Origin of the sequence: Rhodococcus ruber NBRC 15591 (assembly GCF_001894945.1) — a bacterium.
Taxonomy (GTDB): Bacteria; Actinomycetota; Actinomycetes; order Mycobacteriales; family Mycobacteriaceae; genus Rhodococcus; species Rhodococcus ruber.
Genome location: NZ_BCXE01000004.1, coordinates 169,228 through 186,087, shown reverse-complemented (window position 1 = coordinate 186,087; position 16,860 = coordinate 169,228). Strand labels below are relative to the sequence as shown.

General features: G+C 69.9%; 16 protein-coding genes. 8 read left to right on the top strand and 8 right to left on the bottom strand.

Features of this window, described 5'->3' with window-relative positions; genetic code table 11:
• Positions 1-43 precede the first annotated feature (43 nt).
• The 5 genes from RR3_RS04925 to RR3_RS04905 all read right to left on the bottom strand — a co-directional run bounded on the left by RR3_RS04925 (position 44) and on the right by RR3_RS04905 (position 4,011).
• On the bottom strand, positions 44-1,132 hold the full coding sequence (locus RR3_RS04925) for an inositol-3-phosphate synthase (RefSeq protein WP_010596261.1): 1,089 nt from the start codon (positions 1,130-1,132) through the stop codon (positions 44-46).
• Positions 1,125-1,682, bottom strand: coding sequence for a PadR family transcriptional regulator (locus RR3_RS04920; RefSeq protein ID WP_010596260.1), 558 nt, complete (start codon positions 1,680-1,682; stop codon positions 1,125-1,127). Before RR3_RS04920 ends, RR3_RS04925 begins: the two co-directional genes overlap by 8 nt.
• 120 nt (positions 1,683-1,802) lie before the next feature.
• Positions 1,803-2,354, bottom strand: coding sequence for a hypothetical protein (locus RR3_RS04915; RefSeq protein ID WP_228287134.1), 552 nt, complete (start codon positions 2,352-2,354; stop codon positions 1,803-1,805).
• Positions 2,351-3,172, bottom strand: a complete 822-nt coding sequence (locus RR3_RS04910) for a DUF1707 SHOCT-like domain-containing protein (protein WP_017681646.1) — start codon at positions 3,170-3,172, stop codon at positions 2,351-2,353. Before RR3_RS04910 ends, RR3_RS04915 begins: the two co-directional genes overlap by 4 nt.
• Positions 3,173-3,195: 23 nt before the next feature.
• Complete coding sequence (locus RR3_RS04905; protein ID WP_064065938.1) at positions 3,196-4,011, bottom strand: DUF1707 SHOCT-like domain-containing protein; 816 nt, start codon at positions 4,009-4,011, stop codon at positions 3,196-3,198.
• A gap of 94 nt (positions 4,012-4,105) precedes the next feature.
• Between RR3_RS04905 and RR3_RS04900 the strand changes: the two genes are divergently transcribed.
• The 3 genes from RR3_RS04900 (at position 4,106) to RR3_RS04890 (ending at position 9,006) form a co-directional block, all read left to right on the top strand.
• Positions 4,106-4,528: a DUF5318 domain-containing protein gene (locus RR3_RS04900; protein WP_048771266.1), complete on the top strand. Its 423-nt coding sequence runs from the start codon at positions 4,106-4,108 to the stop codon at positions 4,526-4,528.
• A 458-nt stretch (positions 4,529-4,986) separates the two neighbouring features.
• Positions 4,987-7,419, top strand: a complete 2,433-nt coding sequence (locus tag RR3_RS04895; protein ID WP_230831593.1) for a transglycosylase domain-containing protein — start codon at positions 4,987-4,989, stop codon at positions 7,417-7,419.
• 9 nt (positions 7,420-7,428) lie between these two features.
• The gene (locus tag RR3_RS04890) at positions 7,429-9,006 is read left to right on the top strand and encodes a glycosyltransferase family 87 protein (RefSeq protein ID WP_064065939.1); all 1,578 of its coding nucleotides are present in this window, start codon (positions 7,429-7,431) and stop codon (positions 9,004-9,006) included.
• Positions 9,007-9,104: 98 nt separating this feature from the next.
• Here RR3_RS04890 and RR3_RS04885 read toward each other — a convergent pair whose 3' ends face one another.
• The 3 genes from RR3_RS04885 to RR3_RS04875 form a co-directional block, all read right to left on the bottom strand.
• A complete protein-coding gene (locus RR3_RS04885) occupies positions 9,105-9,518 on the bottom strand; it encodes a DUF2752 domain-containing protein (RefSeq protein ID WP_064065940.1) in 414 nt (137 codons plus the stop codon).
• Between the two features lie 11 nt (positions 9,519-9,529).
• Positions 9,530-9,880 carry a CD225/dispanin family protein gene (locus RR3_RS04880; RefSeq protein ID WP_010596252.1) on the bottom strand — a complete coding sequence of 117 codons (351 nt, stop codon included), beginning with the start codon at positions 9,878-9,880 and terminating at the stop codon, positions 9,530-9,532.
• A gap of 124 nt (positions 9,881-10,004) precedes the next feature.
• On the bottom strand, positions 10,005-11,348 hold the full coding sequence (locus tag RR3_RS04875; protein ID WP_040273033.1) for a glycosyltransferase 87 family protein: 1,344 nt from the start codon (positions 11,346-11,348) through the stop codon (positions 10,005-10,007).
• Positions 11,349-11,478: 130 nt separating this feature from the next.
• Between RR3_RS04875 and rpsF the strand changes: the two genes are divergently transcribed.
• The 5 genes from rpsF to dnaB all read left to right on the top strand — a co-directional run bounded on the left by rpsF (position 11,479) and on the right by dnaB (position 16,782).
• The gene (gene rpsF, locus RR3_RS04870; protein WP_003938619.1) at positions 11,479-11,766 is read left to right on the top strand and encodes a 30S ribosomal protein S6; all 288 of its coding nucleotides are present in this window, start codon (positions 11,479-11,481) and stop codon (positions 11,764-11,766) included.
• A gap of 64 nt (positions 11,767-11,830) precedes the next feature.
• Positions 11,831-12,343 (top strand): single-stranded DNA-binding protein, encoded by a 513-nt coding sequence (locus RR3_RS04865; protein ID WP_010596250.1) that lies wholly within the window; start codon positions 11,831-11,833, stop codon positions 12,341-12,343.
• A gap of 43 nt (positions 12,344-12,386) precedes the next feature.
• Complete coding sequence (gene rpsR, locus RR3_RS04860) at positions 12,387-12,629, top strand: 30S ribosomal protein S18 (protein WP_003938621.1); 243 nt, start codon at positions 12,387-12,389, stop codon at positions 12,627-12,629.
• Between the two features lie 19 nt (positions 12,630-12,648).
• Positions 12,649-13,104: a 50S ribosomal protein L9 gene (gene rplI, locus RR3_RS04855; RefSeq protein ID WP_017680194.1), complete on the top strand. Its 456-nt coding sequence runs from the start codon at positions 12,649-12,651 to the stop codon at positions 13,102-13,104.
• A 468-nt stretch (positions 13,105-13,572) separates the two neighbouring features.
• Positions 13,573-16,782 (top strand): replicative DNA helicase, encoded by a 3,210-nt coding sequence (dnaB, locus tag RR3_RS04850; protein ID WP_174557545.1) that lies wholly within the window; start codon positions 13,573-13,575, stop codon positions 16,780-16,782.
• Positions 16,783-16,860 lie beyond the last annotated feature (78 nt).

Genomic DNA, 16,860 nt, shown 5'->3' with positions numbered 1-16,860 from the left:
GACATTCGGCCACCACCCGCGAGGGGTGTTGTGACGCTACGGATCAGGCGTCGGCGCCGATGATGAAGGCCTCGAGCTCGGTGCGGGCCTTGTCGTCGGCCATCTGGACCGGCGGGGACTTCATCAGGTAGGCGGACGCCGGCAGGACGGGGCCGCCGATGCCGCGGTCCTTGGCGATCTTCGCGGCGCGGATCGCGTCGATGATGATGCCGGCCGAGTTGGGCGAGTCCCACACCTCGAGCTTGTACTCGAGGTTCAGCGGCACGTCGCCGAAGGCGCGGCCCTCGAGGCGGACGTACGCCCACTTGCGGTCGTCGAGCCAGCCGACGTGGTCGGACGGGCCGATGTGGACGTCGTTGGTGCCCATCTCCTTCTTGAGGTTGGAGGTGACGGCCTGGGTCTTGGAGATCTTCTTCGACTCGAGACGCTCACGCTCGAGCATGTTCTTGAAGTCCATGTTGCCGCCGACGTTGAGCTGCATGGTGCGGTCGAGCTGCACACCGCGGTCCTCGAACAGCTTCGCCATGACGCGGTGGGTGATGGTGGCGCCGACCTGCGACTTGATGTCGTCGCCGACGATCGGGACACCGGCGTCGGTGAACTTGGCGGCCCATTCCGGGTCGGAGGCGATGAACACGGGCAGCGCGTTGACGAACGCGACACCGGCATCGATGCAGCACTGGGCGTAGAACTTGTCGGCCTCTTCGGACCCGACGGGGAGGTAGGACACGAGCACGTCGACCTTCGCGTCCTTCAGCGCCTGGACGACGTCCACGGGCTCGGCCTCGGAGAGCTCGATGGTCTCGGCGTAGTACTTGCCGATGCCGTCGAGGGTGTGGCCACGCTGGACGGTGACGCCGCTCGGCGGAACGTCGGCGATCTTGATGGTGTTGTTCTCGCTGGCGAAGATCGCCTCGGAGAGATCGAAGCCGACCTTCTTCGCATCCACGTCGAATGCCGCGACGAACTGGACGTCGCGCACGTGGTACGGGCCGAACTCGACGTGCATCAGGCCGGGAACGGTCGTGTTCGCTTCCGCGTCCTTGTAGTACTCGACGCCCTGGACCAGGGACGAGGCACAGTTCCCCACGCCTACAATGGCCACGCGCACCGAGGTGCTGTTCTCACCCATGGTCGGGTTCTCCTTCTGTGTTGCGTTGTGCTGTCGACTGCTCGGCGGCGATCAGTTCGTTGAGCCAGCGGACCTCGCGCTCACTGGACTCGAGGCCGAGCTGATGAAGCTGACGGGTGTAGCGATCCAACGTCCCGCTGGCCCGTCCGATTGCGTCGCGGAGCCCTTCCCTGCGCTCCTCGACCTGGCGGCGCCTGCCCTCGAGGATCCGCATCCGCGCCTCGGCGGGGGTGCGGCTGAAGAAGGCGAGGTGCACGCCGAAACCGTCGTCGGTGTAGTTCTGCGGACCGGTGTCGGCCACCAGCTCGGAGAAGCGCTTGCGCCCCTCCGGAGTGAGCTGGTACACGCGACGCGCTCGTCGCTTGACGGTGCCGGGTGGTCCTGCGTCCTCCTCGATGAGTCCGTCGGCCTGCATCCGTCGCAGCGTCGGATAGAGGGAACCGTAGGAGAAGGCGCGGAACGCGCCGAGCAGCCCGGTCAGTCGTTTGCGGAGCTCGTAGCCGTGCATGGGCGACTCGAGGAGCAGCCCGAGAATTGCCAGCTCGAGCAAGAGGCCTCCTCCACCGTGTCGTCGAACTATCCGAGTGATGCGATCACCGATTATATCGCACCGATATATAGGACGATAACCGACAGCAGTGCATGTAACAACGGGTAGCGGTAATTTTCCTCAGGGCTCGTAGGGAAACACCGCGATCGGCGTACCGTCGAACGCCAGCACCAGGTGCCCGCCCTGATCGGTGCCCGGACGCCGCGCGTGGACCGCGACCGTCGCCCGGCCCGCGTCGTCGACGTCGAAACCGACCTGCTCGACCCGGCCGTCGGGCACCCGCAGGGTCGCGGGAGCGCCGAGGATCACCTGCGACACCGCGACCAGGTCGAGGCCTGCCAGATCGAAGGCCACCGCATCCGACGGCCGGGTGTGCGGACTGCTCCACGAGGCGAACTCGCCGTCGAAGGTGTACGAGAGATACCGGTGCGGTTCGTCGGCGACCGCCCGGTCGAACGACGCGTGCTCCGGGAACAGCGTCACGTCGTCGACGAGCGTGTCGCCGAACTCGGCCCGGTACTCCTCCACGAAGCGGGCCAGTCCCTGCGGCGACGTCAACTCCGGTGGCGGCGGCGGTCCGTCCGCCGCGTTCGCGGCCAGTCCCGCCAGCGCCCCCGTCACAGCCCCTGCCGCGACCGCGGTCGCCGCGACCACCACTCGACGAGTCCTCACCGGGTTCCCCGGTTCTCGAACCGGTGCAGTTCGATCAGCTCGCCCTGCGGCGTCACCTCGAGAAAACCGGTCTCGCGAGCCGTATTGCTCACGAATATGCGCACCGACGGCTGGCCGTACGACACGTCGACGGAGATGTGGCCGACCGTGCCGTCCGGTACGCCGACACTCTGCGGCGCCCCCGCGACGTACCCCGCGAGGGCGTCGACGTCCAACGTCGCCAGGTCGACCACCGCGGTGTCCACGGCGCGGGTGCGGGGCACGTCGTCCGCGTCGAAACCGCCGCGGTAGGTGTACGACACCATGCGGTCCGGGCTGCCGGGCACGGAACGGGTGACGCGCGCATGTTGCTCGAAGAAGTCCACCTCGTCGACCAGCATGTCCCCGAACGCCGCCAGGTGGTCGGCTCGGAACTGCTCGAGGCCGGCCCGCGTCACCGGGCTCGGCGTCGGCACCACGACGGGCCGCAGCGCTGCCGGATCGAGCGCCGGCCCCAGCGGCGCGGACGGTGCATCGACGCGTACCCAGGAGAACGTCGCCACCCCTGCCGCCACGGCCGACGCCACCACGACCGCGGTGAACACCCCGGGACCGCGCGCGCGGACCCGTGCCGTCGCGGCGACGTCCGAACTCGCCTGCAGGTCGGCGACCAGCTCGTCCAGTTCGCCGAGCGTGCCGGCGACGTCGGCACGCGCATCCCGGGCCTCGTGTTCGGGACCGGTGAGCTGCCCGTCCGCGTACGCCGCGTCGAGACGCGCCCGGACCGCCGCCCGATCGACGTCGCGTGCCCTGGTGGAAGGCGAACGGCGGCCGATCATGCGGGAGATCGTAACGATGCAGTTCAGAACACGCGCTGCACGGTGCCGTCGAACAGAACCTTCACGTATCGGGTGCGGTCGCCGGAATCGACGTAGATGTTCGCCGTCGGCGTGCCGTCGTGGGCGAACGAGACGTGCGAGACCGCGCCGTCGGGCAGTCCGACCAGCGCGGGGGCTTCGGCGATCCGGGTGGTCAGGGCCCCGGGGTCGACCCCGCCGAGGTCGACATCGCGGTAGCCGGGGAGGCGCTGCGTCGTCACCGGTTGGGCCCGTAGCGCCCCGCCCGCGTAGCTGTACGTGGCGATCCGGCCGGGGTCGTCCGGCAGCGCCCGTTCGATGTGAGCCCGATCCGGACGGAGGACCAGCCGATACACGACCGTGTCACCGAAGCGGTCCCGCACCGACGCGAGAACCCCCTCGAATCCGCCGGGTTCGAGCGGCCGCACCGGAGTCACCACGATCGGGTCGACGCCGTCGCCGGGAACTGCCACCGGTGCGGCGGGCTGCTCCCGCACGGCCGCGGGCTCCGGCGCCGGACCCGCCGACAGCAGCAGCACCGCGCCGGCCACCGCGGCCGCCACCGCGACGGCCACCGCCACGATCCGGCGCAGCCCGGGCCGCCGGGCCGAAGACGGGACCGCCGGATTCTCGGGTGGCTGCAGGTCCCGGACCAGGTCCGCGAGCTCGCCCAGCGTCTTCGCGGACATGGCCCGGGCCGTCCGGTCCCGGTGTTCCCCGAAGTCGAGCTGACCGTCGGCGTAGGCGGTGTCGAGGCGGCCGCAGGCCTGCGCCCGGTCGATGTCGCGTGCCCGCGTTCGCGGCGTGTGTCGGCTCACCATCCGGGCAGCGTAGAACGTCCGATATGGGCGCGTCGCACAGTCACGCGGCCCACACCCTGCCCACCCGCGTGCCGTCCGCACGTACTCTGGACCCGTGCGGATACAGCGGCAGGTGGTGGACTACGCGCTGCAGCGCAGGTCGCTGCTCGCTCAGGTCTACTCGGGACGGACCGGCGTCTCGGAGGTGTGCGACGCCAGCCCCTACCTGCTCCGTGCCGCCAAGTTCCACGGCCGCGGCAGTGACGTGGTCTGCCCGATCTGCCGCAAGGAGCAGCTGACACTCGTGTCGTGGGTGTTCGGCGACAAGCTCGGTCCGGTGTCCGGGTCGGCCCGCACCGCGGAGGAACTGGTCCGCCTGGCCGCCAGCCAGGAGGAGTTCTCCGTCCACGTGGTCGAGGTGTGCCGCACGTGCAGCTGGAACCACCTCGTCCAGTCCTATGTCCTGGGGGCGGAACCCGCGCCGAAGCGGCCCCGCCGCAGGTCGACCGGCCAGAGCCGCCGCACCGCGAGCGAGTGAGCCGTGCGCGACCCCTGCTGAACCGCCGCGCCCGGTGAGGTCCCCGGGCGACACTGCACTGCCCGAAAACACTGCACTGCCCGAAACATTGCACTGCCCGAACGCGCGCTGCCCGACGAGACCGAAGTCTGCAGACGTGAAACGAGGACGCGTGCCGCGCGTCCGCGCTACCGGTTGGAGATGAGTACGTGAGTTCCCCCCACAACGACCCGCAGGGCGACCGGCCGATGCCGCCGCACGGGAACGGACCGGCAGGTCCCCCGCCGCCGCGGCGACCGGGACCTGTGGGGGGTCCCCCACCGCAGCGCGGTCCCGGCGGGCCGCCGCCCGCCGAACGGCGGATGCCCCCGCCGCAGGGACGTCCGTACCCGCCGCCGCCGCGCCCCCAGCCGGGCGGCCCGCGGCCCCAGCCGTATCCGCCGCAGCAACGTCCCCCGCAGCAGTACGGGGCCGCAGGGATGCCGTCGCCGGACGCTCACGGGCCGCGACCGCAGCAACCACCGGCCGACCGGACCCGGCAACTCCCGCCGCAGAACCGGCCGCCGGTGCAGAACCGCAACCCTCAGCAGCCGCCCGACCGGCCCGCAGGCGCGCCCCCCGGCGGGCGCCCACCGACCCCGCCCCCGACCGCGCGCGGCGGGGGTGACGAGCCCCCGCGTGGTCCGGGCGACCCCAAGTCGACGCGCTGGCGCACCGTGCGGCGTGTCGGCTACGTGGCCGTGGCCCTGGCCCTGGTGCTGCCGATCCTCGCGTTCATGCTGGCCTACGTCGTCCAGGAGGTTCCGCGTCCCGGTGACCTGAAGACCAACCAGGTCGCCACCGTCTACGCCGCCGACGGCTCGACCGTCATCACCAAGGTGGTGCCGCCCGAGGGCAACCGCACCGAGGTGGGCCTCGACGAGATCCCCGAGCACGTCCGCAACGCCGTACTCGCCGCCGAGGATCGTGACTTCTACAGCAATCCCGGATTCTCGGTCAGCGGCTTCGCCCGCGCGGCCCGCGACAACATCCTCGGCCGGGAGAGCGCCGGCGGTGGTTCGACCATCACCCAGCAGTACGTGAAGACGGCGCTGGTCGGCTCCGAGCGCACCCTGACCCGCAAGATGAAGGAACTCGTCCTCGCGTCCAAGATGGCCAACCAGTGGTCCAAGGACGACATCCTCGCCGCCTACCTGAACACCATCTACTTCGGACGTGGCGCGTACGGCATCGCCGCTGCCTCCACGGCGTACTTCGGTAAGCCCGTCGGCGAGCTCACCGTCGAGGAGGGTGCCGTGCTCGCCTCCTCGATCCAGCTGCCGTCGCTGCTGGATCCGGAGACCAACCCCGAGGGCGCCCAGGCGCGCTGGAACTACGTCCTCGACGGGATGGTGACCGCCGGCACCCTGAACGAGGCCGACCGGGCCTCGATGCAGTATCCGCGGTACGTGCCGCTGGCCGAGGTCGACAACGGCGGACAGTCCAACGGGCCGGAGGGCCTGCTACGCACCCAGGTGCTGCGGGAGCTGTCCGAGGAGGGCATCGACGAGAACCTGCTGAACACCGAGGGACTCCAGATCACCACCACGATCGACCCGCAGGCACAGGAGGCCGCACTCGACGCGGTCCGCACGAACATGGACGGCGAGCCGGAGGAGCTGCGCACCGCCGTCGTATCCGTCGACCCGCGCAGCGGCGCCGTCCGCGCCTACTACGGCGGCGACAACGGCGGTGGCTTCGACTTCGCCCAGTCCGGTCTGCAGACCGGATCGTCGTTCAAGGTGTTCGGCCTGGCCGCCAACCTCGACCAGGGCAACCCGCTGTCCGCGATGTACGACAGCGGCCCGCTCACCGTCAACGGCATCTCGATCGGCAACGTCGAGGGCGAGAACTGCGGCACCTGCACCATCGCCGAGGCGCTGAAGCGGTCGCTCAACACCAGCTTCTACCGGATGATGCTCGAGATGGACAACGGCCCGCAGGCCATCGCCGACATGGCACACCAGCTCGGCATCCCCGAGGAGATCCCCGGCGTCGGCGAGACCCTCACCGAGCCGGGCGGCGTCGGCCCCAACTACGGCATCGTGCTCGGCCAGTACCAGTCCCGCGTGATCGACATGGCGTCGGCGTACGCGACGCTCGCCGCGTCCGGCACCTACCACGAGCCCTACTTCGTGCAGAAGGTCGTCACCGCCGACGGCACCGTGCTGCTCGACCGCGGCACCCCCGCCGGGGAACAGCGGGTCGACGAGGCCGTGGCAGACAACACCACCGCCGCGATGATGCCCATCGCCGCGTACTCCAACGGGCATGCCCTCGCCGGCGGCCGCCCGTCCGCCGCCAAGACCGGCACCGCGCAGCTCGGCGACACCGGCTCGAACAAGGACGCCTGGATGGTGGGCTACACGCCGTCGCTGTCGACGGCCGTGTGGGTCGGCACCGAACAGGGCCTGCCCCTGGAGAACAGCTGGGGCGGCATGATCTACGGGTCCGGCCTGCCGTCGGACATCTGGAAGGACACGATGGACGGTGCCCTCCAAGGCACCGACGTCGAGAAGTTCCCGACTCCCGAACCGATCGCCGGACAGGCCGGCGTCCCGGCGTACTCGGCGCCGGCGCCGCCGAGGACCACGACGCAGACCCCGACGACGACCGAGCGGACGACGCCGGAGCTGCCCACGCCGCCGGAGATCACGACCCGCAACGTCGAGATCCTCCCGGGCGTGACCATCCCCATGCCGGGCGTGGCGCCGCAGACCACCACCCAGCAGGTGCCCACACCGACCCCCACCACGGAAGAGGACACGCCGGGCTTCGGGACGCAGGACGAGTCGACCGGTGCCGGCGGGGACGAGCAGTCCGGCAACAGCCGCTTCCAGGAGGACCCCGTCGGCGCCACACCCGGCGGGTAGCCTCGCGGGGTGACCGAGAAGAGAGAGCTCGCGTCGCCGGGTCCGCTCGTTGCCGACCGCCGCTCCGCGGACTGGCGCGACGCACCCGGATGGACCGATCCGACGGTGTCGCGTCTGTCCACCGGCATCGGCGGCCCCGTCGGACGGTACGCCCTGCTCGGACGCACCCGGTTCTTCACGCCGCTGCGCGCGCTGCTGCTCCTGGCGGTCGTGTTCCTCGCTCTCGGCTGGTTCACCAAGGCCGCCTGCATCCAGCAGGGGCCGGTGGGCGAGAACGGTGCCCTCGGGCTGGACTGGGGCGACAACCGGCAGTACGTCGCCATGTGCTACTCCGACGTCGTGCCGCTCTACGGCGCCGAACGCCTCAGTGCCGGTGCCTTCCCGTACAAGACGTCGTGGGAGGAGCCCGGACCGGACGGGCAGTCCCAGGTCCGGTACATGGAGTATCCGGTCCTCGCCGGCCTCTACCAGTACGTCTCGATGCGCGCAGCGAAGGCCTGGGACGCCGCGTCGTGGCTTCCGGGCGGCCTGCAGGTGGCGATCTACTTCGACATCGTCGCGGTGGGTCTCGCCGCGGCCTGGCTCGTCACCGTGTGGGCCACCGCGCTCTCCGCCGGCCGCCGCATCTGGGACGCGGCGCTCGTCGCCGCCTCGCCGCTCGTCGCCGTGCACGCCTTCACCAACTTCGACGCCCTCGCCACCGCCTTCGCGGCCGGTGGGCTGCTGGCCTGGGCGCGGCGGCGGCCGGTGCTCGCCGGGGTGCTGTTCGGGCTCGGTGCCGCCACCAAGCTGTACCCGCTGCTGCTGTTCGGTCCGCTGCTGCTGCTGTGCCTGCGCACCGGGAAGCTGCGGGCACTGGGCCAGGCGGCCGGTGCCGCGGCGGCCGCCTGGCTCGCCGTGAACCTGCCGATCATGATCCTCTACCCGCGCGGCTGGGCCGAGTTCTTCCGGCTCAACACCGAACGCGGGGCGGACCCCGATTCGATCTACAACGTCGCGCGGTCGCTGACCGGGTGGTCCGGCTGGGACACCTCCACCCTGAACTCGGTGTCGCTGCTGCTGTTCGCCGCGGCCTGCGCCGGCATCGCGTGGCTCGCATGGACGGCTCCGCGCCGCCCCCGCCTCGCCCAGTTGTGCTTCCTCGTGGTTGCCGCGTTCCTGCTCACCAACAAGGTGTGGAGCCCCCAGTATTCGCTGTGGCTGGTGCCGCTCGCCGTGCTGGCCCTACCGCACCGGCGGATCCTGCTCGCGTGGATGACGATCGACGCCCTCGTCTGGGTGCCGCGCATGTACTTCTATCTCGGCGCCGAGAACAAGGGCCTGCCCGAGCAGTGGTTCACGACGACCGTGCTGCTGCGCGACCTCGCGGTCGTGGCGCTGTGCGCGCTCGTCGTCCGGCAGATTCTCCGTCCGGCCGAGGATCTCGTGCGCTACGGCTTCGTCGACGACCCCGTCGGTGGTGTGCTCGACCACGCCCCCGACGCTCCCCCGCGGTGGATTCCGGAGGGAGTGCGGCCCGGCGCCCGGCGGACATCACCTCCCGAATCGGCCGAGCGGCGGACACCCGCGTCGAGCGCCGCACCGTAGCCCGGCCGGAGCCGCGCGCGACGGGTGCTGCCCGCGCGCGTAAAAACCTGCGCGGGAAGCATTTTCGCGCGCGAGTGCTCGTCCGCGACGAGCGTCGTCTACACGCGCAGCGCGTCGAAGGGCGCGACGGGGAGGTTGCGGACGACGAACCAGCCCAGCACCGCCCACAGCACGATCTGCGGCGCCCACCGCCACTGGTACCACTGGGCGATCCGGTGGCCGCGGACCCGGGCGGCCGTCCACACGACGAACGACCACCCCAGCAGCAGCACCGCGGCCACGCCGAGGGCGTTGTAGCGCAGCGCGGCCGGAACATCGAGGTGCAGCAGCGAATACAGCATCCGCGACGATCCGCACCCGGGGCACCAGATACCGAACAGGGCGCGGGTCGGGCACGGCGGAATCGGGCCACCCGGCGTCGTCGGATCCGCCCACGCGACGGCCGCGCACACGCACACCGACACGGCCGCCACCCCGACGGGAGCGGCGAGCCGGGCGGTGAGCGTCTGCACGGCCGGGTCCCTCAGTAACCCGACGACGAGACCGCCGCGGCGAGGACGACGATGTAGAAGACGACGACCACCGCCCATACCGCGACGCTCGCCACCACCGACCAGATCGCCCACTTCTTCGCGTCGTCGGCCGATCGGCGCGCGGCATCGAACTGGCCCTGCGCCCAGAGGGAATTGACCTGGCTCGCCTTGATGATCGAAACGACGCCGAGCGGCAGGCAGCAGAGGATCGTCGTGAGAATGCCCCACACCAGGTTGTTGTCGGGTGGCGGCCCGAACTGCGGCCCCGGGTAGTACCCGTAGCCGCCCGGCGGGGGATACCCGCCCGGATTGTTCGGCGGGTACTGCGGATAGTCACTCATCTTCGTCCTCGATCACCCCGTCGGGATCCCGGCCTGTTCCGGTTCCCCCCGCGCGGAAGGGTAGACCAGCCGCGGTGCTGCCGCACTCACCACGACCGCGCCGGCCGCCCGGCCCGGGACGTGTTCACCGATTTTCTCCGCTCATAGCCGGCATCCGGGGTTGCTCCTCGTCGGGTGGGGGCTGGCCGGATCGGCGCAGGGGTGCGCCGGCGAACACGAAGAACAGCACGACGAGCAGCGCGGCCCGCCCCCACACCCCGACCAGGGTGAGCAGCAGCGGGATCGTGGTGTCGCTGTGGGTCATGGTCGCGTCGAACCACAGGAACACCCCGATCCCGATGGCGAGGTCCACGGTGAGGTACGAGGCGATCAGCGGCCAGCGCACCCGCAGCAGCACCAGGAACGGCAACAGCCACAGGGTGTACTGCGGTGAATGGACCTTGTGCAGCAGCAGGAATCCACACAGCATCGCGGCGCCGACCGCGACCCACGGGTAGCTGCCGTCGCGGCGGTACCGCCGCCACCCCAGCCACAGCGCCAGCGCGAAGGCGGCGCAGATCGACAACGGCGAGACGACGGCGACGATGTCGTTGTACTCGGCCGTGACCTCGGTGTCCTGATAGCCGCCGACCAGCGGCCGCAGCCCCCAGTACCAGATCGAGTTGCTCGTGGCGTCGGCCGCGCGGTTGCCCTGGAACTCGAACGATGCGCGCCATCCCGGATAGCCGAGCAGCGCGAACGGCAGGTTCACGGCGATCACCGTTACCGCCGCTGCGGCGCCCACCGTCACCGCGCCCCGCACGTCGCGCCGGGGTCGCGGTTCGTCCCCGCCGGTCAGGACGTACGCGATCAGCGGCAGCACGAAGATGCCGGGATACACCTTGAGGCAGAACCCGACCGCGAGCAGGACGGCCGCGGCCACCGCGCGGGTGCGCAGGGACCACCGTCGCACCCCGAGCACGGCCACGGCCCCGACGGTGGTCGCGACGACGGGCAGGTCCCAGTTGTGGAAGCCGTACAGCACCAGCGGCGGCGTCACCGACCAGAGCAGCGCGGCCCATCCGGCCAGCCGGCCGAGGAGCCACGCGACGAGCAGGCCGAACGGGGCCAGCAGCAGCGCGGAGTGCAGGAGGAACTCGGCGTCGGTGTCGGCGCGCAGGGCCCCCACCCACATCAGGATGCCGCTCAGTACCGGGTACTCGACGGTGCCGCCGGTGAGCACGCCGTCGCGGGTGATCCCGCCGTCGAGGAACGGGAACAGGTGCAGGTTGATGCCGCGTCCGATCCACAACTGCTGGATGTCGGAGTAGCAGACCGTGGCGTCCTTGACCGCGTCGAACCGCACGCTGCGGCCCTGCGGGTCGAACGGCGGCCCGGCGCAGCGGGCCTTGTTCAGGTAGCCGAGCCACATGGCGAGCGCGCACGTCACGACGGCGACGAGCGCGGGCGTCCGGGAACTCGTGCGCATGTTCTTCACCCTAGGCCAATTTCGCTGGTCAAGGGCGCGTCGTGTAGCCTGCATGGGTTGCTGACGCAACGACCCTCCTGTCACGGACCGTCCGTGACCGCCCATAGTCCATAGGAGGTGATGAGGTCTTATGCGTCATTACGAACTGATGGTCATTCTCGACCCCAGCCTGGACGAGCGCACTGTCGCCCCGTCGCTGGATACGTTCCTCAACGTCGTTCGCCAGGACGGCGGCAAGATCGACAAGGTCGACGTGTGGGGTAAGCGTCGTCTCGCGTACGAGATCGCCAAGCACAGCGAAGGCATCTACGCGGTGATCGACATCAGCGCTACGCCCGCCACTGTCGCGGAGCTGGATCGCCAGCTCGGCCTGAACGAGTCGGTGCTCCGCACCAAGGTTCTGCGCCACGGCAAGTGAGTCTGTCGGCGTCCGGCCGTAGGCTCGGGCGCATCAGGACTCCACACACAGCAGGAGGAACCACATGGCAGGCGACACCGTCATCACCGTCATCGGCAATCTGACGGCTGATCCCGAGCTGCGTTTCACCCCGGCGGGGGCCGCGGTCGCGAACTTCACCGTCGCGTCCACGCCCCGCATCTTCGACCGTCAGTCCAACGAGTGGAAAGACGGCGAGGCGCTGTTCCTGCGCTGCAACATCTGGCGTGAGGCAGCGGAGAACGTGGCCGAGAGCTTGACCCGTGGCTCGCGCGTGATCGTGCAGGGCCGGCTCAAGCAGCGCAGCTACGAGACGCGTGAAGGCGAGAAGCGCACTGTCGTGGAGCTCGAGGTCGACGAGATCGGCCCCTCGCTCCGCTACGCGACGGCCAAGGTCAACAAGGCCAGCCGTGGCGGGGGCGGTGGCGGGGGCGGCTTCGGCGGTTCCTCCGGAGGATCGGGCGGGGCCCGTGCCGGCGCGAGCACCGGCGGGGACGACCCGTGGGGCAGCGCCCCGGCGGCGGGCTCCTTCGGCGGGGACGACGAGCCCCCGTTCTGATCCGACCTTCGATCGGAACATTCGGAAAGTACGGAGAAAGACCATGCCTAAGGCGCCCGCGCGCGAAAAGGTTTTGAAGAAGAAGGTCTGCACCTTCTGCAAGGAAAAGAACGTGCAGATCGACTACAAGGACACGACGTTGCTGCGCAAGTACGTCAGCGACCGCGGCAAGATCCGCGCCCGTCGTGTCACGGGCAACTGCGTGCAGCACCAGCGCGACGTTGCCATCGCTGTGAAGAACTCGCGTGAGGTGGCCCTGCTTCCTTACGTCTCGACGGCTCGCTAAGGAAAGGGAGGGACACACGATGAAGCTCATTCTCACTGCCGACGTGGACAACCTCGGTGCGCCTGGCGACACCGTCGAGGTCAAGGACGGCTACGGCCGCAACTACCTGCTGCCCCGCGGCCTGGCGATCGTCGCCACCCGTGGTGCCCAGAAGCAGGTCGAGGGCATCCGCCGGGCCCAGGAGGCTCGTGCGGTGCGCGGCCTCGATCACGCCAAGGAGCTCAAGGCCGCGATCGAGGGCCTCGAGAGCGTCACCTTGGCCGTGAAGACCGCCGGCGACTCGGGCAAGCTGTTCGGCTCGGTCACCGCCGCCGACGTTGCCGGTGCCGTCAAGGCCGCCGGTGGCCCCGTCGTCGACAAGCGCATCATCGAGCTGCCCAAGGCGCACATCAAGTCGACCGGCAAGCACACGGTGATCGTGAAGCTGCACCCGGATGTGACCGCGAAGTTCGATCTGAACGTCGTGGCCGCCTGATTCCGGTCCTCGAAGAGCCCTGCGCCCCTGGTGCAGGGCTCTTCGTCGTCTGTCCACAGGCTTGTGGATAACCCGACGGGGGTACCGGTAGGTTTGTGACCTGCAGCATAGCGGCGGGGTGCCGGAACCGCGTAACACGCCCGGAAACACATCCGGCACGACACGCCGAGCGGGTTGTTCTCCACACTTGTGAAACACGATTTGTGCCGTCTGAACAGCAGCGATGCAAAGTGTGAGATGCGTTGTCCCCAGGTTGTCCCCAAGGGGTGCACAAGGTCGTCCTCCTGTTTCCACAATTCATCCACAGATGTGTGCACAGGCGGATTTGGACGGGGCGTTCCCAGTGCCTAACGTCGAGCGCGCGCGTCCGGAGGACGTGTCGGTGGGGCCGGGTAGAAGTGGTGACGAGCGCGGATGGACAGGGCCTGTCCCCCGCGAAGGTGCCGAGACGGGGAAGGACGGCGTCGCGTGGCTGTAGTGGACGATCGGGGCCATTCCGAGTACCCGGGACCGCCGGAGGAGCCGGCGGGCGACTTCGGCCGCCAGCCCCCGCAGGACATGGTCGCCGAGCAGTCGGTGCTCGGGGGCATGCTGCTCAGCAAGGACGCCATCGCCGACGTGCTCGAGGTGCTGCGGCCCGGCGACTTCTACCGTCCCGCCCACCAGGCGGTGTACGACTCGATCCTCGATCTCTACAGTCGCGGTGAGCCGGCCGACCCCGTCACGGTGTCCGCGGAACTCGACCGGCGCGGAGAGCTCCGCCGCATCGGCGGCGCCGCCTACCTGGTGACGCTGACCCAGACCGTGCCTACCGCCGCGAACGCCAGCTACTACGCCGAGATCGTCGCCGAGAAGGCCATCCTGCGCCGCCTCGTCGAGGCCGGCACCCGCATCGTCCAGTACGGGTACGCCGGCTCCGATGGGCAGGACGTCGCCGAGGTCGTCGACCGCGCCCAGGCCGAGATCTTCGAGGTCTCGGAGCGCCGCACGTCCGAGGACTTCGTCCCGCTCGAAGAGCTGCTGCAGCCCACCATGGACGAGATCGACTCGATCGCCAGCCGCGGCGGCATCTCCCTGGGTGTGCCCACCGGGTTCGCCGAACTCGACGAGATCACCAACGGTCTCCACGCCGGGCAGATGATCATCGTCGCCGCCCGCCCGGGTGTCGGAAAGGCGCTGGCCCTCGACACTGCACTGCCCACCCCCGGCGGCTGGACGACCATGGGCGAGGTCGCCGTCGGCGACGAACTTCTCGACGCCCACGGTCGCCCCACCCGGGTGCTGGCCGCCACGGAGGTGCTGCACGGCCGCCCCTGCTTCGAGGTGGAGTTCTCCGACGGCACGGTCCTCGTCGCCGACGAGCAGCACCAGTGGCTCACCTCCGACGGCGGCCCGTCGCGGGTACGCACCACCGGGGAGCTCGCGGCCTCACTCTCCACCGGCCACATCGTCGGCAACGTCGCTCCGCTGCACCTGCCCGTCGCCGATCTGCCCGTCGCCCCGTTCACTCTCGGCGCCTGGCTCGGTGGCCCGTCGGCCGATCCCCACGTGCACATGCGGGTGCAGGGCGAGGGCGGATTCGCCGAGGAACTCATGACGCTCGGCGCGCACATCCCCGGCGCCTACCAGCGGGCGTCGGAACAGCAGCGGCGTGAACTGCTCGCCGGTCTGCTCGACGCCGGCGGCCACGTCGAGGACGACGGCACCGTGCGATTCGAGTCGGACTGCGCCCGCCTGCGGGACGACGTCGCCGAGCTGCTGGCCGGCCTCGGCTACACCTGCGCCGCCGCCGGGTCGGCGGTGCGATTCGCCACCGACGACGACGTATTCGTCCTCCCCAGCAAGGCCAAGGCGCACAAGCAGACCCGTACGACGGTGGCGCGGCAGCGTCGCATCGTCGCCGTCCGTCCCGTCGAGTCCGTACCGGTGCGGTGCGTCGAGGTCGACGGCGAGCACCTGTATCTCGCCGGGCGGTCGATGGTGCCCACCCACAACTCCACGCTCGGCATGGACTTCCTGCGGTCCTGTTCGGTCAAGCACGGCATGGCTTCCGTCATGTTCTCCCTCGAGATGGGCAAGACCGAGATCGTCATGCGGCTGCTCTCCGCCGAGGCGAAGATCAAGCTCGGTGACATGCGTTCGGGCCGCATGACCGACGACGACTGGACGCGCCTCGCCCGGCGGATGAGCGAGATCAGCGAAGCGCCCCTGTTCATCGACGACTCCCCCAACCTGACGATGATGGAGATTCGCGCAAAAGCGCGGCGCCTCAAGCAGAAACACGACATCCGGCTGGTCGTCGTCGACTACCTGCAGCTGATGACCTCCGGTAAGAAGGTCGAGTCCCGCCAGCAGGAGGTCTCCGAATTCTCCCGTAGCCTCAAGCTTCTCGCGAAGGAGCTCGAGGTCCCGGTGGTCGCGATCTGTCAGCTCAACCGCGGTCCCGAGCAGCGCACCGACAAGAAGCCCATGGTCTCCGACCTGCGTGAGTCGGGTTGCCTCACCGCGAGCACCCGCGTCCTGCGCGCGGACAACGGCTGCGAGGTCACCCTCGGCGAGTTGCTGGTCAGTGGGGAACGGCCCGTCGTCTGGTCGCTGGACGAGCGCATGCGCATGGTTGCGCGCTCGATGACCAAGGTGTTCCCGAGCGGACGCAAGGAGGTGTTCCGGCTGACGCTCGACTCCGGGCGTCAGGTCGAGGCCACCGCGAACCATCCCTTCCTCACCGTGGACGGGTGGATTCCCCTCGGCGAGCTCACGGTCGGCGAGCGGGTCGCGGCGCCCCGCGCCGTTCCTGCTCCTCTCGCCACGCACGCCGTCTCCGAGGACGACGTCGTCGCGCTGGCCGAGCGCGCCGTCGTCGAAAGTTCTGTTCCGTCCCAGGCGTTCGCGCTGCCGAAGGAACAGGTCGCCGCGCTCGTGTGCCACGTGTGGGAGGGCAACGGAATCGTCGCGTGGGACGGAGCCCGAGGGCGGGCCGATGTCCGGTATCCGTGCGCAGCCCGGTGCCTCGCCGACGACTTGGCCCGTCTGCTCCTGCGAATCGGCGTCTTCGCTCGGATCGCTGCGGCCGAAACAGGTTGGGATGTCGTCGTCACCGGCCCGGAGAATCAGGCCGTCTTCCTGCACGACGTGGGCGCCCACGGCACCGCGGCACAGTGGGTGCTCGCGCAGCTCGGCCCGAAGCTCGTACGTCACGACGCCGACACCGTGACACCCGACGTCGAGGCGGCGCTGGGCCGGCTCCTCGCTGTCGAGGAACTCGCTCCCAGCGAGCTCGTCGCGGCCGCGGCTTCGCGGTCCGTTGGGGGTTCACGGTCGAGTCTGGCTCAGGTGGCAGGCGTCCTCGACACCGCCGACATCGACATGCTCGCCACCAACAATGTGTACTGGGACGAGATCGTATCCATCGTCAGCCTCGGTGAGCAGGACGTGTACGACGGGACCGTCCCGGGCACGCACAACTTTGTTGCCGATGGCATCTCGGTGCACAACAGTCTCGAGCAGGATGCCGACATGGTGATTCTGCTGCACCGGCCAGACGCGTTCGAACGTGACGACCCGCGCGGCGGTGAGGCGGATCTGATCCTCGGCAAGCACCGCAACGGTCCGACGGCCACGATCACCGTCGCGCACCAGCTGCACCTGTCGCGCTTCGTGGACATGGCGCGGGGCTGAGGGTTCGCCTCACAGCCCGGACGGCGTCCGACGGGATTCGCGCACCGATTCGGAACTTGCCCACGCAATTCACGCGGC

Coding starts and splice junctions, on each gene's coding strand:
- RR3_RS04875 (WP_040273033.1), bottom strand. CDS start 11,348: ATGCGCACGAGTTCCCGGACGCCCGCGCTCGTCGCCGTCGTGACGTGC.
- rpsF (WP_003938619.1), top strand. CDS start 11,479: ATGCGTCATTACGAACTGATGGTCATTCTCGACCCCAGCCTGGACGAG.
- RR3_RS04910 (WP_017681646.1), bottom strand. CDS start 3,172: ATGATCGGCCGCCGTTCGCCTTCCACCAGGGCACGCGACGTCGATCGG.
- RR3_RS04895 (WP_230831593.1), top strand. CDS start 4,987: ATGCCGTCGCCGGACGCTCACGGGCCGCGACCGCAGCAACCACCGGCC.
- RR3_RS04865 (WP_010596250.1), top strand. CDS start 11,831: ATGGCAGGCGACACCGTCATCACCGTCATCGGCAATCTGACGGCTGAT.
- rplI (WP_017680194.1), top strand. CDS start 12,649: ATGAAGCTCATTCTCACTGCCGACGTGGACAACCTCGGTGCGCCTGGC.
- RR3_RS04905 (WP_064065938.1), bottom strand. CDS start 4,011: ATGGTGAGCCGACACACGCCGCGAACGCGGGCACGCGACATCGACCGG.
- rpsR (WP_003938621.1), top strand. CDS start 12,387: ATGCCTAAGGCGCCCGCGCGCGAAAAGGTTTTGAAGAAGAAGGTCTGC.
- RR3_RS04925 (WP_010596261.1), bottom strand. CDS start 1,132: ATGGGTGAGAACAGCACCTCGGTGCGCGTGGCCATTGTAGGCGTGGGG.
- RR3_RS04880 (WP_010596252.1), bottom strand. CDS start 9,880: ATGAGTGACTATCCGCAGTACCCGCCGAACAATCCGGGCGGGTATCCC.